At 28.3% G+C, this 12,890-nt stretch carries 17 protein-coding genes; all 17 read right to left on the bottom strand.

Annotation, left to right across the window (positions count from 1 at the left end; all coding sequences use genetic code 11):
• Positions 1-99 precede the first annotated feature (99 nt).
• Entirely contained in the window at positions 100-615 is a 516-nt protein-coding gene (locus tag BX611_RS09535; RefSeq protein ID WP_115880622.1) for a hypothetical protein, read from the bottom strand.
• 140 nt (positions 616-755) lie between these two features.
• Complete coding sequence (locus BX611_RS09530) at positions 756-1,175, bottom strand: HYC_CC_PP family protein (protein WP_147296411.1); 420 nt, start codon at positions 1,173-1,175, stop codon at positions 756-758.
• 226 nt (positions 1,176-1,401) lie between these two features.
• Positions 1,402-1,935 (bottom strand): hypothetical protein, encoded by a 534-nt coding sequence (locus tag BX611_RS09525; RefSeq protein WP_115880618.1) that lies wholly within the window; start codon positions 1,933-1,935, stop codon positions 1,402-1,404.
• 90 nt (positions 1,936-2,025) lie between these two features.
• The gene (locus tag BX611_RS09520) at positions 2,026-2,289 is read right to left on the bottom strand and encodes a cytochrome c (RefSeq protein ID WP_115880616.1); all 264 of its coding nucleotides are present in this window, start codon (positions 2,287-2,289) and stop codon (positions 2,026-2,028) included.
• A 20-nt stretch (positions 2,290-2,309) separates the two neighbouring features.
• Positions 2,310-3,458, bottom strand: a complete 1,149-nt coding sequence (locus tag BX611_RS09515; RefSeq protein ID WP_115880614.1) for a hypothetical protein — start codon at positions 3,456-3,458, stop codon at positions 2,310-2,312.
• A gap of 4 nt (positions 3,459-3,462) precedes the next feature.
• Complete coding sequence (locus tag BX611_RS09510) at positions 3,463-3,855, bottom strand: c-type cytochrome (RefSeq protein WP_115880612.1); 393 nt, start codon at positions 3,853-3,855, stop codon at positions 3,463-3,465.
• 193 nt (positions 3,856-4,048) lie between these two features.
• Positions 4,049-4,252 (bottom strand): response regulator transcription factor, encoded by a 204-nt coding sequence (locus BX611_RS15200; RefSeq protein WP_262510562.1) that lies wholly within the window; start codon positions 4,250-4,252, stop codon positions 4,049-4,051.
• Between the two features lie 293 nt (positions 4,253-4,545).
• Positions 4,546-5,388 (bottom strand): hypothetical protein, encoded by an 843-nt coding sequence (locus BX611_RS09500; RefSeq protein WP_162880011.1) that lies wholly within the window; start codon positions 5,386-5,388, stop codon positions 4,546-4,548.
• Positions 5,389-5,496: 108 nt separating this feature from the next.
• Entirely contained in the window at positions 5,497-5,955 is a 459-nt protein-coding gene (locus tag BX611_RS09495) for a hypothetical protein (protein WP_115880608.1), read from the bottom strand.
• Complete coding sequence (locus tag BX611_RS09490) at positions 5,952-6,644, bottom strand: PepSY domain-containing protein (protein WP_115880606.1); 693 nt, start codon at positions 6,642-6,644, stop codon at positions 5,952-5,954. The genes BX611_RS09495 and BX611_RS09490 overlap by 4 nt, the downstream gene beginning before the upstream one ends.
• Positions 6,645-7,097 carry a heme-binding domain-containing protein gene (locus BX611_RS09485; protein ID WP_115880604.1) on the bottom strand — a complete coding sequence of 151 codons (453 nt, stop codon included), beginning with the start codon at positions 7,095-7,097 and terminating at the stop codon, positions 6,645-6,647. It abuts the gene before it with no gap.
• Positions 7,097-7,708: a DUF3347 domain-containing protein gene (locus BX611_RS09480; protein ID WP_115880602.1), complete on the bottom strand. Its 612-nt coding sequence runs from the start codon at positions 7,706-7,708 to the stop codon at positions 7,097-7,099. Before BX611_RS09480 ends, BX611_RS09485 begins: the two co-directional genes overlap by 1 nt.
• A gap of 40 nt (positions 7,709-7,748) precedes the next feature.
• On the bottom strand, positions 7,749-8,552 hold the full coding sequence (locus tag BX611_RS09475; protein WP_089378767.1) for an AlbA family DNA-binding domain-containing protein: 804 nt from the start codon (positions 8,550-8,552) through the stop codon (positions 7,749-7,751).
• A 27-nt stretch (positions 8,553-8,579) separates the two neighbouring features.
• A complete protein-coding gene (locus BX611_RS09470) occupies positions 8,580-11,075 on the bottom strand; it encodes a heavy metal translocating P-type ATPase (protein ID WP_115880600.1) in 2,496 nt (831 codons plus the stop codon).
• A 170-nt stretch (positions 11,076-11,245) separates the two neighbouring features.
• Positions 11,246-11,668 carry a hypothetical protein gene (locus BX611_RS09465; RefSeq protein ID WP_115880598.1) on the bottom strand — a complete coding sequence of 141 codons (423 nt, stop codon included), beginning with the start codon at positions 11,666-11,668 and terminating at the stop codon, positions 11,246-11,248.
• 117 nt (positions 11,669-11,785) lie between these two features.
• Complete coding sequence (locus tag BX611_RS15195; RefSeq protein ID WP_147296410.1) at positions 11,786-12,193, bottom strand: heavy metal-binding domain-containing protein; 408 nt, start codon at positions 12,191-12,193, stop codon at positions 11,786-11,788.
• Between the two features lie 97 nt (positions 12,194-12,290).
• Positions 12,291-12,860: a helix-turn-helix domain-containing protein gene (locus BX611_RS09455; RefSeq protein ID WP_162880010.1), complete on the bottom strand. Its 570-nt coding sequence runs from the start codon at positions 12,858-12,860 to the stop codon at positions 12,291-12,293.
• Positions 12,861-12,890: the final 30 nt, after the last annotated feature.

Here is a 12,890-nt window from a genome sequence, read left to right as displayed (position 1 = left end):
CAAAAAAACAACTCCTTATTAATTATTATAAAATAAGAAAGCCTTCAGAAATATTAAATGAAGGCTTTAAAATATTTTTATGTTGTTATAATGATCAATTTATTTTTTTTGTCCCTGAAAATGAAATTCTCCATTTTCCATTTTGAACGTATATTCAAAAGAGTGGTTTTGCATATTAAAACCTCCAAAATGTTCATCACCATCTTGATGTTCATTGTTTAAATGTTGCATCCATTGTGAACCCATATTTGACATATTTCCATTCATATTCCCTTGCCCCATCATATGACCATACATGTTTTCAAAATCGGAACCAGTTAAACATGTGTTCATCATGTTGCCATCTTCAAAAAGATTTAACATAATTGTGGTATCAAAATCATCGTTAAAACAATGAACTTCAATTTGATCACCTACCATAGTTACTTCAGCTGTTGCAATATTATTTACTTTTGAACTACTTGATTTACCAGCTATATTGGTAGTTAATGTACCTTTATAAACGCCTACAACATCATTATAAGCTACATCATCATTTTTATCACAAGCTGTAAACAACAATCCTATTGCTATTACTAAAATACTTGCTATTCCTATATTTTTATTTATTTTCATTTTATTATTTTTTAATTATTTATACTATATTTATTGCTTATTTAAAAGTAACTATAGCATTTATAAAAACGCTTACTTTGAGTTACTTAAAATGGTTTGAATTATATATTAGTGTTGCGTCTCAACACTACTACTTTAAATCAAATTCTAAAGCATTGTATAAAAATTAATACATCTTTAAAAATTAAAGGAGGGGAGTAGTTATGATATTTACTTCTTTTATTTGTATGACCTACTAATTTTTCGAATAAATTAAAATAATTATTTGAATTGAAAAAGGAAGTTTGAATGCTAAAATTTGAATCAAGATTTTTTTCAAATATTGAACCTTGCTTTAATTCCAGAACGTTTGCACAACAACTCGATTTAGAAAAGGATGTATTATGGTTTTCCAATTTACAAATTGACATATCCATCTCACATTCTTTTGCATTACCGAAAACTGAAAAACTCTTAAGTTTACCCTGACAATAATGTTGATCAATTAATACAAAAGAAGAAGAAAACAACACTAAGGTTGTCATTAAAATTGCCGATATTTTGAGTGGTATTTTTTTCAATTTTATGTACTAATTTATACTATCAAAAATACGCGAATGTGGCAACCCTATATGTTACTTAAGTTACATAACTAGTTATTTTTTTCAATTTTTTCACGAAGTTATTTTGTATTAAAATAAAAAAATATACTTATTAAAGTTCTAGTATTTAGATGTTTGCAACTTTTTTATATAAACATAAATGCCTTCAGAGTTTTTATACTACATCTGAAGGTTTTAAAAATTATTAGAAACCAACTTCTTCAGTTATAAATTCTCTTACACCTTCAAAATGATATTCCATATCATCAATTAAAAATGTGTATTTAAAACTATTGTCCAACATATTAAAAAAGCCATTATGTATGTCACTTTCAATATGCTCTAAATCTAGATGTTGCATCCATTGCAAGTTGTTATTTTGCATATAGCCAACCATATTCTCCTGACTTAAACTATGTCCATACATATTTTCAAATTCTTGACCAGACAAGCAAGTCATCATATAATCACCATTCTCATAAATATTTACTAAAACTGTTATATTAAAATCATCATTATAACAATAAACTTCAATTTGTTTTCCAACAGAAGTAACTATTGCAGTAGCCGATTTTGAGTTAATTTGAGAGCCTTGTAAATTTTCCAGATTTGTTGTTAAGGTTCCAGTATATGCACCTATGATATGGGTATTTGGTATTTCATCATTCTTAGAGCAAGCAACTAAAATTATACCAAATGAAAGTATCATTAGGTATCTTACTAAATTATTTTTTTTCATGATTTTTTTTATTAATAATTAACTAACTTTTTTAAAAAGAGTGTTAAAGAACATTTTTAAGTTCACTTCTATTCTTGTATTAGGAGGTTATTAATTAGCTGATCTTAAAAAATCAAATATTTTTTTTGATTCATCAGCTGTTAAATTTGCTCTCACTCTCATATGCATTTCAATTGTTGACCAATCCGCATCATTAAAATCTGCTGGAGATGGTGTATTATGGCACCTCATACAAGTTTCACTCCATAATTGAACACCAGATTTACCTTGAACTATGGTAGCTCTTTCAGGCGAGCAAGAGATAGTTGCAAAACCAATAAATCCTATAATCGATACTATTTTAAATGTTTTCATAATTTTCAGTTTTATATTAATTATATGCCAAATGCCCACTGTATTGTAAATATTTTGTTATCTATTCTTCCACCACCGTGACCACCTGTGCCATCTGCAATTTGATAATTTACTTTTATTGCTGATCTCCAACTCAGCCAATAATTTACACCAAAAGCAGTTTGGTTTACATTAGATTCCCATTCTGCACCTTCAGGTGTATTTAATTCAGAATAACGCCCAACTAATTCAATATTTTTTAAGAAATTACTTGCCGACATTGTAGGCTTGTAACTTAATTGAGCATAAAATGAATCGCTAGAATTTTCAAAAGTATACTCTTCTTCATCTCCATCTTCGTGCACCTCAATATAAATAGCATCATCTGTAACAGATGTATTGTATTGTGCTTTAATATCTATAATTCCTCCAAGAGAATTTACTTTTTTTACAAATGAAAAATCATATGCAATTAAATTAGATGAAACATCTTTATAATTGGAGTCTTTATCTCCGACTTTTGCATTTAAAAATGAAAATCCAACTTCTGTTGAAGAGTCAGTGAAAGGTAAAAATCCAATTCTTCCACCGACTGATTTATTTTTATTATTATCTTCATAATTATCAAAATGTAAAATTCCTGCTTCTTCTGGCTCATCATTACCATCATTAAGAGTTGGACCATTGGTTGAATATAATGCATAATTAAATCTGGAACCATTTAATATAAATGCCCCTCTTAATTCCACACCTACTCCTGAAGAAGGCGCTATACCATCGTGACCAAAACCTAAAGGAACAGAAGACAGTTTATTAATCCAAGATGGATGAAGACGTTCCATAAATGTACCATATGGTAATAGAAACTTACCAGCTCTAATAGTTATATATTTATTTACAGTATACATTGCGTTTGCATATTCTAATGCTGTTTCAAGCTCCCCATTTTCATAGGCAAATTCCATTTCAGTTTCAAACATAAATTTGTCTGAAAACTTGAATAAGATAATTGGCGCAAAAGTACCATTGTTGAATGATGATTCTTTTTCTCCCTCATCATTAAGCGCTTGAAATCCAGCACTCCCATAACCTCTTATCATAAATTGAGTTTTACTAGGTTTTGAATCTTGTTGAGCAACTAAATTGCTTACAAAAAACATCGCTATTAATGGTAAAATAATTCGTTTCATATTTTTATTTTTTAAGTGATTTTAAATAAATTACTAATTGCCAACGTTGAGTTTCCGTTAGAGATTCTTTATAAGAAGCCATTGGAGGTTTACCTTCCGTAAGTTTCCAAAAAACAGCCCCATCAGTTTGTTTGTGAAATTTATCTATCATAAAATTTGCAGGTTTTGGGTTTAAGGCTACACTTGCTACTCCATCTCCTTTACCTTTATCACCATGACATACAGCACACAATTGCATATAAAGTGTTTTTCCTTTTTTAATTGCTGTTTGATCGTTTTTTAAAGGATTTGAAATTACATCAGCATTTTTTGGTGCTACCCAAGTAGATTGAGCTTTTGCGTTTACAAATCCAACAAACAGAACCAATACAACTATTATTTTTTTTTTTGTTTTCATATTTTGATATGGTTATTATTATTATTGTTAAAGTTATATTTTGCATAGACTAATATTATACCCATTTACCCCCATAAATTGATGTATATAAAAAATACCAAATAACCCCTACTTTTGAATTGACTTCAAAATGAAGTAATAAGTCAATTTTAGAAAGCGATAGAAGTTTGGGTGTAAAAAAGGAAAAGGAGGGTTATGTTAGATTGTTTTGAATCGCATAGTGAACTAAACCAATGGTGCTTTTTGCATGTAATTTTACCATAATGTTTTTTCTATGTGTTTCAACTGTTCTTATACTTATAAAAAGTTTATCTGCTATTTCTTGGCTACTGTAATCTTTAACTATAAGCTTTATTATTTCTATTTCTCGATTGGTTAAAGGGGTTTTTTCATTAATTTTTATTTTACCGTAGCCGAATAAAGTTTTGTTTTTTAGATCAGTCTTTTTATCAATTCTTTCTGATTGATTATAGGCTAAATATAAAATTCCTGTTTTCTGATTATTAGTATCTAAAATAAATGATTTAGAAAAGGCAACTGGAATGGCTTCATTTGATTTTGAAAAATATGTATTAAAAATATTTTGAACAGCTTCATTTTCTGTTGTTATAGGTTCAATTTTTTTTTCACCTAAAAGAACCTTATTAATTGATTTTCCAATAAGTTCGTTTTCAGCATATTTTAGCAGTTCTAATGTAGATTTATTGACAATGATAATTTTTCCTCAAGATTAGTAATTATCAATGATTCTTTTATTTTATTAAGAACACTATTCATATAGTCTTTAGAAACTGTATTATCAGATAAAACACGAATCATATTGTTAAATAAATTTGAAAAGTTATCAATTTCATCATTTTGAGTTGGTATTTTTTTAAATTCTGATTTTGAATTTACTGAAGTTACTTTTTGAGCAATTGATGTTAAATTTTTTATTGGTCTTGTAATTTCTTTCACATAATAGTAGCCACCAACTAATAAAAAAATAATTATTATACATAATACACTAATAATTATTCTAGTTGCAGTAGTATTTGTAATTTGGTTATTGGATGTGTAAGTACTAACTAATGAAGATGATGAGGCTATTAAAACATCAATCTTTTTTTGTGCATCTAAAACAATTCCATCCATAACTTCCATCATAATAGCTCCTTCATTGTTACCAATAGGCTCTTCCAGTTCAAATATGGAATTACTTAACTTTTCAACCTCAAACAAAATGTCTTCAATTTCTTCTAAAAAATGTTCATTAAAATGATTGTCTTCAAAACTTATTGATTTTTTAAGTTGAATTTTTACAATATCATCTAGCTTTTTGAAGTTTAAAATTTCAACTTTATTACCGTGAATAAGATAATCATTTGCCGGCATTAAGAGTTCATTAAAATTTAATTTTAAGTTTTGAAGATTGCTATTTTTATTAGATTCCTTTAATAAAATATTAGATGTTTTTTCAAGTTTATTTGCACTTATAATTCCAACATAAGCAACTATAATATTAAGAATAAGTAATGCTATTATTCCAATCAATAATTTTTGGAATATTGTTAAATTAATTTTTAAAGTTTTAAACAACTTTAGCATATTTTATATTTTATATGAATTACCTTTTGTAATTATTATAAGTTTAAATTATTTTTAATGATGATGACCTTGATGCACTATTTGATTTCCAAAAATGACTTTATATTTTTTATTATTGTTTTTAAGTTTCAACACTGCTTGTTGAAAATTATTAAGGCTATTGATTCCTAATTTTACCCATAAAAAATCATCTTCAATATTTAATTTACTAACCTTTTGTGTTCCGTCTTTAAAAATTACAATTATTCTACCTGTTAGCTGAGATAAGTCCAAGGTATTATCAATTAGATTGAATTTGATTTTTTTATTTCTAATTAATTCTTTACCACATACAATACAATTACCATTTTCATATGCTAATTTGTTGGGATGTATATCACAAGAATACGATTCCAGAACCATTGTTATTTTAAAGTCTTTTAAGACAACAACATTGGTGTTAATTATATTTTGCCCACTACTTTTTATCACCGTAAAAAGTAACAGAAATAAGATTATATTTAATTTATTCATTTTTTGTTTTTTATTAATTTTCTAATAGTTTTAGAAGATGTAAACCATAAAACGAAACCACTTAAAACGGTTAAAAGTCCTAATAAAGAAAACACTCTTAAAACAATGGTATTAAAATTATCTCTTCCTTGATAATCCATAGTATGTGTCATCCACAAAAAATCAAACCATCTCCAATTTCTATGACGAACTGTTTGAAAACTTCCATCACTAATCGAAACATACGCTTTTATGTTTTCTTTGTGGTTGTATGAAATTACATAAGCAGGTAATAGTTTTTCTCTATATTCGTGGTGTTTATCAGTTTGTGTTATTAACTTTATATCTTTAACAATTAGCTTTTTTAACATATGCTTTTTTGCAATGGATAATGCCTCATTCACAGTAATACCATTTTTAAGATGACCTGTTGTAGCATTATATAAGCTATTTTTATTTATCCAATAAAACGGTTGGTTATCAATTTCTTTTAATTCAATTGAATTTACACCTGATACTATATTTAATTTTGAAGGGCTGATTAACTTGTTAAATGACTTTGGTTTGTAGTTAAGATTTCTAAAATTATCGCCGTGTATTTGGTCAATATCGGTCCAACTAAAATACAAACCACTTACTGTCCACATTATAAATTGTAACCCTATAAATATCCCTAAATATCTGTGAATTTTTCTAATCTTTTTTTTCATTTATACACTATCTTTTAATTTTGTGAACCATTCAATAACTTCCTTTTTTTGTAACTCATTTAATTTAGTATTACGATGTATTAAGGTATAGGATTTTAAAGGCATTTTATCATCTCTAATTTGATTGATTATTGATTTTAATTTACTTTTTTGTTTACGTTTCGAATAGTCACCAAAAGTGCTAAAGTTGAGTTCTTTCTTACCTTCGTTTATGTGTTTTTCTAAAAACCAACTAACAGGTTGTATTTTATTGTACCAAGGATAATTGGTATTGTTGCTATGACAGTCGTAACAGGAGTTTTTTATAATTGACTGTAGATTATTAGATACCTTAAAAACCTCATTGAAATCAGTTTCTAAAACATCAGAGCTCTGATTGCGTTTTGTGGGCACCAATTGGATACCCACAAAAACAATCAATCCAACAAACATTATTTTTTTAATAGTCTTCACTAATTAATTTTCTTTTGCATTTTTCCACAGGTTGGCATTTTAGTCCCCAAATATGGATTTTTAATTGTTTCAGTTTCACTTAACCACATTGCTCCTTTATTGTTATTGTACATAGGACAAAAATCTACATATAATGTTTTATCTGTGCCAATTAATTCTATTAGGTCGTTAACATCTTTACTTAATTCTTCAAAATGTTCCCGTTGGTGATCAATTGGACTTTTAATAATATGTTCCGCATGTTCTTTCGAGTTTTCCATAATTTCCATATAGGTCATGTGTTGTTCATCAGACAATTTGGTCATATCAAAATTTGAAAAAGCAGTAAGTATTTTATTTCCTGCTTCAGCAGCTTTGTCTTTGCTATCTTCGGTTAATGCATTTTTTAACTGTAAATACGCATCTATTATTTCAGAACTACTGCTATTTTTTTCGGTTGTACTTTTTAGATCTCCTTGCATTGACGAGTTATCCATTGAACTATGCTCGTCTTGCTGATGCATGTTAGTTTCTTCCATTGAGGCATCATGTGATTCGGTTTGTTTTTTGTCGTTTTTACAAGCACTTAAAAATAATATTGAAAATGCTATTACGTAGATTGTTTTTTTCATTTGTTTTGATTTTAAAATTAGTATTTAAATTATTTTTCTTTTAAATTTCTCTCTCCATATTTATAAAATGGATGGCTTCTTTTATACTAAGTGGTCTTGTTGAATTACCTGTTCTTAAATAAAAAGTAGTATTTGAACCTGTTATAACATAGGCAGGTTCTTTAGTTTTTTCGACATCGACAATACAAATAGAATTTTTTTCAATTTCCTGAAAAAACACAGTTATATAAGCACAGTATTCTTTCCCTATAAATTTTGAAATGATTTGATATATTTTTTGCTCAAAACCATCTATATTTTTTAATTTTAGTGTATTATAATCATTTTCTAAACCTAATACTTGACCTTTGTCATTAATACCAATAATTAATTTACCACCTTTTGCATTCATAAAACCAACAATGGTTTTTGCAATTACCGTTTCAAGATCAACATTCACTTTTTTTAGCTGATAATCAAAACGAATAGATGATTTAAACTCTAGAAATTGGTTTTCTCCTTGATTTATTAAATTAATTAAATCTTTTTTTAGTAGACTTAAATGTTTGTTTAGTTTTTTAGTTTTAATACGATACATTCCAAATACAGCTCCAATAGCACCTCCCATTATTATGAATGCCAGTGACATATTTAACATTTTATATGAAAAAGAGTGGAGTGTTCTATGACTTAAAACTTCAAAAAATGATTTTGTTGTAATAGGTTCCTTGTTAAATTCGTACCAATATAAAACCATAGTTATAGGGTGAAAAATGAAATAAAAAACAACTACACCTAAAATGATATGAATTAGGATGGTTTTGTTTTTAGCTACTTTATTTCTATTTGCACTAACTGCTATCAAAACTTATTTCGGTAAACTTAAAATTGTTTAGAGTTTTGCGGTTCTTAACCTTAGTGAATTAACTATTACTGAAACAGAGCTAAAACTCATTGCCAATGCTGCAATAATTGGCGAAAGTAAAATACCAAATACTGGGAATAATAATCCAGCAGCTACAGGTACACCAAGCACATTGTACGCAAAAGAAAAGAACAAGTTTTGTTTAATGTTTTTCATTACTTCTTGACTCAAATTTTTAGCTTTCACAATTCCTTTTAAGTCGCCTTTGATTAAAGTAATTTCAGAACTTTCAATAGCAACATCGGTACCTGTTCCCATAGCAATACCAACATTGGCTTGAGCTAGCGCAGGAGCGTCGTTAATTCCGTCACCTGCCATTGCTACAATTTTTCCTTCTGCTTGTAATTTTTTAATAAACTCTAATTTATCTTCGGGTAAACAGCTTGCTTTGAAATTACTTAGGTGTAATTCATCTGCCACTGCTTTTGCTGTATTTGCATTATCCCCAGTTAGCATAATAACATCAACACCTTTCTTCATTAGTTCATTTACTGCTTCTTTGCTGGTTGTTTTTATAGCATCAGAAATACTTACATAACCCAATGCAATATTATTAACAGCAATGTATGAGACCGTTTTACCTAATTTTTGTTCAACTAATATTTCCTTTTTTAAAGTTGATGGTACTGTTGTATTTAGTTTTATCATTAACTTTTCATTACCTACAGCAACTTTAGCTTCGTTAACAGTACCTATAATTCCCATTCCTGTTATTGCTTCAAAATTTGAAACTTTTGAAAATTTGAGTTCATTTTTTTTGGTATATTCAACTATAGCCTTTGCTAAAGGATGTTCGCTATATTGATTTAACGAGCCAATTTTACATACTAAATCAGTTGCTTCACCTTCAATAGCAAATACTTTTTCAACTGATGGTTTTCCTTCAGTTAAAGTTCCTGTTTTATCGGTGATTAATACATTTACTTTATTCATTAATTCTAAAGCTTCAGCATTTTTAATTAAAATACCATTTTGAGCACCTTTACCAACTCCTACCATAACAGACATTGGTGTTGCTAAACCCAAGGCACAAGGACACGCAATAATTAACACTGCTACTGCATTTACAAAAGCATAAACCAATGCAGGATCTGGTCCAAAATTAGCCCAAATAATAAAAGTAATTATTGATATAAGGACTACAACAGGCACAAAGTATTTTGAGATGGTGTCGGCTAATTTTTGAATTGGCGCTCTTGATCTACTAGCATCACTTACCATTTGTATTATTTGAGCTAAGAGCGTTTCAGAGCCAACTTTAACAGCTTTCATTACAAATGATTTAGTACCATTAATTGTTCCTGAACTTACGGTATCGCCTTCTTTTTTATCGACTGGGATAGGTTCACCAGTTATCATAGATTCATCTATACTGCTATTTCCTTCTGAAATAACACCATCAACGGGTATTTTTTCCCCAGGTTTCACACGTAATAGATCGTTTTTTCTAATTGTGTGAATAGCAACAACTTTATCTTCACCATCAACAACTAAAGTTGCCTCAGAAGGTGCTAGTTTCAGTAGTTCTTTAATGGCACCACTTGTTTGGCTATGCGCCTTTGCCTCCAACAATTGTCCAAGTAAAACTAAAGAAAGAATAACCGCTGTAGCTTCAAAATACATACTTACATCACCCGATGAGCCTTTAAATTCGTTTGGAAAAACCTCAGGAAATAATAAACCAACTATACTAAACAGAAATGCAGCACCCGTTCCAATACCAACTAAAGTAAACATATTTAAATTCCAAGTGATTATTGATTTCCAGCAACGCACAAAAAACATCCAACAGGTATAAAATACAATAGGGATTGTTAATATAAATTGAACCCAATCCCAGTTATATTGTGATGTAATTTGTAACAATGGATTTTCAGGTAAATGTGCTAACATTGAAATTAAAAGTACTGGAATTGCTAAAAAAGCTGAAATTTTCATCTTTTTAGCTAAGGATCTATACGTTTTTAATTCTTCACTTTCATCCGGTTCCATTGGAACTAAATCCATTCCGCATTTAGGGCAGGAACCTGGTGAATCTTGAATTACTTCAGGGTGCATTGGACAGGTATATTTAGTTGCTTGAATTAATTTTGGTTGCTCAACTAAGTCCATTCCACATTTAGGGCAGCTACCTTGTTTATCATACGTTTTGTCACCCTCACACTGCATTGGACAATAAAAAATTCCATTACCCTCTTTAGGTTGATTGAGATGATTGGGTTTCTGATTTTTCTGAGATGCATTGGTATCTCCAACATTTGAAATTGTATAGTGTAAACCTGCTTTTAACAATGTTTCTTGTAATTTTTCCAATGAAATATGTGATGTCATTTCAATAACAACTTCACCTTCTTTTAAATCAGCAGTTACTTTTGTTATTTCCCTTAAATTATTCAAAACTGTTTCAACATTGATTTTGCAACCACTGCAAGTCATTCCGGAAATATGGTATGTGTGCTTCATTTTTATATAATTTTATAGTAGTAGTTAAAAATGTCTTGAGTTGAAGAGGTAAAGAATCTATAAAAATTTCTGAACAGAAAAAGGAATACCGCTATGAAACAAATTTTAAAAAGATAAAATAGTATTCCCCTTTCTTTTGTTCAGAACTAAATAAAAACCAATGAGAGGGTTTAAGATTTTATAAAATCTTTATAGGTTTGTAGAGATTCAAAATAAAGAACGTCGTTATTTCCAGTAGGACTCAAAACAATAAAAGCCATTGCTTTATCAACTTCATTTCCTGTGAAAGGGTCTTTAGCGTAACGAGTTTCTCTCATTGTTTTTAATTTCACTACACATCCTTCGCAACATCCATAATAGGTCTTATTTTCAAATTCAACTGGAATTTGATCTATCCCCATATATTTGTTATTTACATAACATACTTTTTTCGACTCAATTTTAGCAACCTCTGCAGCATTTGAAAGTGTTTCTTCAGAAACCTCAATTTTATTTTCTCCTTTTGTTACTTCCTTTTGTTTTGTTTGATTATTGCAACTACTTATTATAAAGCCAATAAGAAATAAACCTATAATTAATATTTTTGTTTTCATAATTTTATGAATTTAAATTGTGCCTGGGCAAGAAAAAGGAATTATATATTTAAGAAAAAATCAATCAAATAAATCAATATATTTTTACACTCCTTTTTCTTAGCGTCAGGACTTTTACTAATGTTTGTGCTCTTTATGGTCTTTTTCTGTTTTCTTTATTTCTGTTTTCTTCTCAATAAGATCCATTTTACATTTAGGACATTTTCCTGGTTTTTCTGAATTTATTTCTGGATGCATTGAACAAGTATAAGAAGTTTTCATTTTAGAATGATCCATTTTCATTTCCATTTTTTTAAGTTTCATTCCGCATTTAGGGCAATCACCTGGTTTTTCCATTTTAACATCTGCGTGCATTGGACAGGTATAAACATTTTTCACCATCATTTTAGAATGATCCATTTTAGAATGATCCATTTTCATTTTTGTTGAATCTTTTTTCATTTTAGAATGATCCATTTGAGCATTCATTGTTGATATTCCAAACAATCCAATTGCAAATACCATTATTAAAATTTTTGTTTTCATTTTTTGTTTATTTTTTGTTTATTTTTTGTTTATTTTTTGTTTATTTATATACTATAAAGGTCTATAGATTTCATAATTTAGTTGTGCATAATTATGTTTAAATTGTATCTAATTTCCCTCGAGATCCTATATTTTTATACTGTGTAGGCGTGATTCCTGTAATTTTTTTAAATTGACGAGATAGATGTTGAGGACTGCTATAATTTAATTCATATGAAATTTGACTTATCGTTAGCTCATTGTAAAAAATTAATTCTTTCACTCTTTCTATTTTCTGTTGAATAATGTAGTTTTCAATTGTTCGTTTTTCTAATTCAGAAAATATCCTACTTAACTGACCATATTCTATTTTTAAATTTGAAGATAGGAATGTTGAATAATTTTCATTGAACAATTTGTGCCTTTTGTGAAAGATATTCTCAATAATTAATGTTTTAATTTGATTTACTATTTTTAAATCTGATTCTTCAACTATTTCAAAACCTTCTTTCTCTAAAATTGTCTTAAGCGTTTTTAATTCATTTGTTGAAAGGTTAATTTCGAAATGAATTTTGCCTAATTCAATTAGTTCAAACATTATATTATTTTTAATCAACTCATCTTTAATCACTTTGATACAACGATCGCATACCATATTTTTTACGGTAACTATATTTTTTTGTTCCATTATCATGAGTTTTTTAATTAAACTATTTTA

Source organism: Lutibacter oceani, from assembly GCF_003384935.1.
GTDB lineage: Bacteria > Bacteroidota > Bacteroidia > Flavobacteriales > Flavobacteriaceae > Lutibacter > Lutibacter oceani.
This window is presented reverse-complemented; position numbering and strand designations above follow the sequence as displayed.

Bases quoted from the DNA above. Each gene is read 5' to 3' on its own strand.
- BX611_RS09535 (WP_115880622.1), bottom strand. From the start codon at position 615: ATGAAAATAAATAAAAATATAGGAATAGCAAGTATTTTAGTAATAGCA.
- BX611_RS09525 (WP_115880618.1), bottom strand. From the start codon at position 1,935: ATGAAAAAAAATAATTTAGTAAGATACCTAATGATACTTTCATTTGGT.
- BX611_RS09520 (WP_115880616.1), bottom strand. From the start codon at position 2,289: ATGAAAACATTTAAAATAGTATCGATTATAGGATTTATTGGTTTTGCA.
- BX611_RS09515 (WP_115880614.1), bottom strand. From the start codon at position 3,458: ATGAAACGAATTATTTTACCATTAATAGCGATGTTTTTTGTAAGCAAT.
- BX611_RS09510 (WP_115880612.1), bottom strand. From the start codon at position 3,855: ATGAAAACAAAAAAAAAAATAATAGTTGTATTGGTTCTGTTTGTTGGA.
- BX611_RS09495 (WP_115880608.1), bottom strand. From the start codon at position 5,955: ATGAATAAATTAAATATAATCTTATTTCTGTTACTTTTTACGGTGATA.
- BX611_RS09490 (WP_115880606.1), bottom strand. From the start codon at position 6,644: ATGAAAAAAAAGATTAGAAAAATTCACAGATATTTAGGGATATTTATA.
- BX611_RS09480 (WP_115880602.1), bottom strand. From the start codon at position 7,708: ATGAAAAAAACAATCTACGTAATAGCATTTTCAATATTATTTTTAAGT.
- BX611_RS09470 (WP_115880600.1), bottom strand. From the start codon at position 11,075: ATGAAGCACACATACCATATTTCCGGAATGACTTGCAGTGGTTGCAAA.
- BX611_RS09465 (WP_115880598.1), bottom strand. From the start codon at position 11,668: ATGAAAACAAAAATATTAATTATAGGTTTATTTCTTATTGGCTTTATA.
- BX611_RS15195 (WP_147296410.1), bottom strand. From the start codon at position 12,193: ATGAAAACAAAAATTTTAATAATGGTATTTGCAATTGGATTGTTTGGA.
- BX611_RS09455 (WP_162880010.1), bottom strand. From the start codon at position 12,860: ATGGAACAAAAAAATATAGTTACCGTAAAAAATATGGTATGCGATCGT.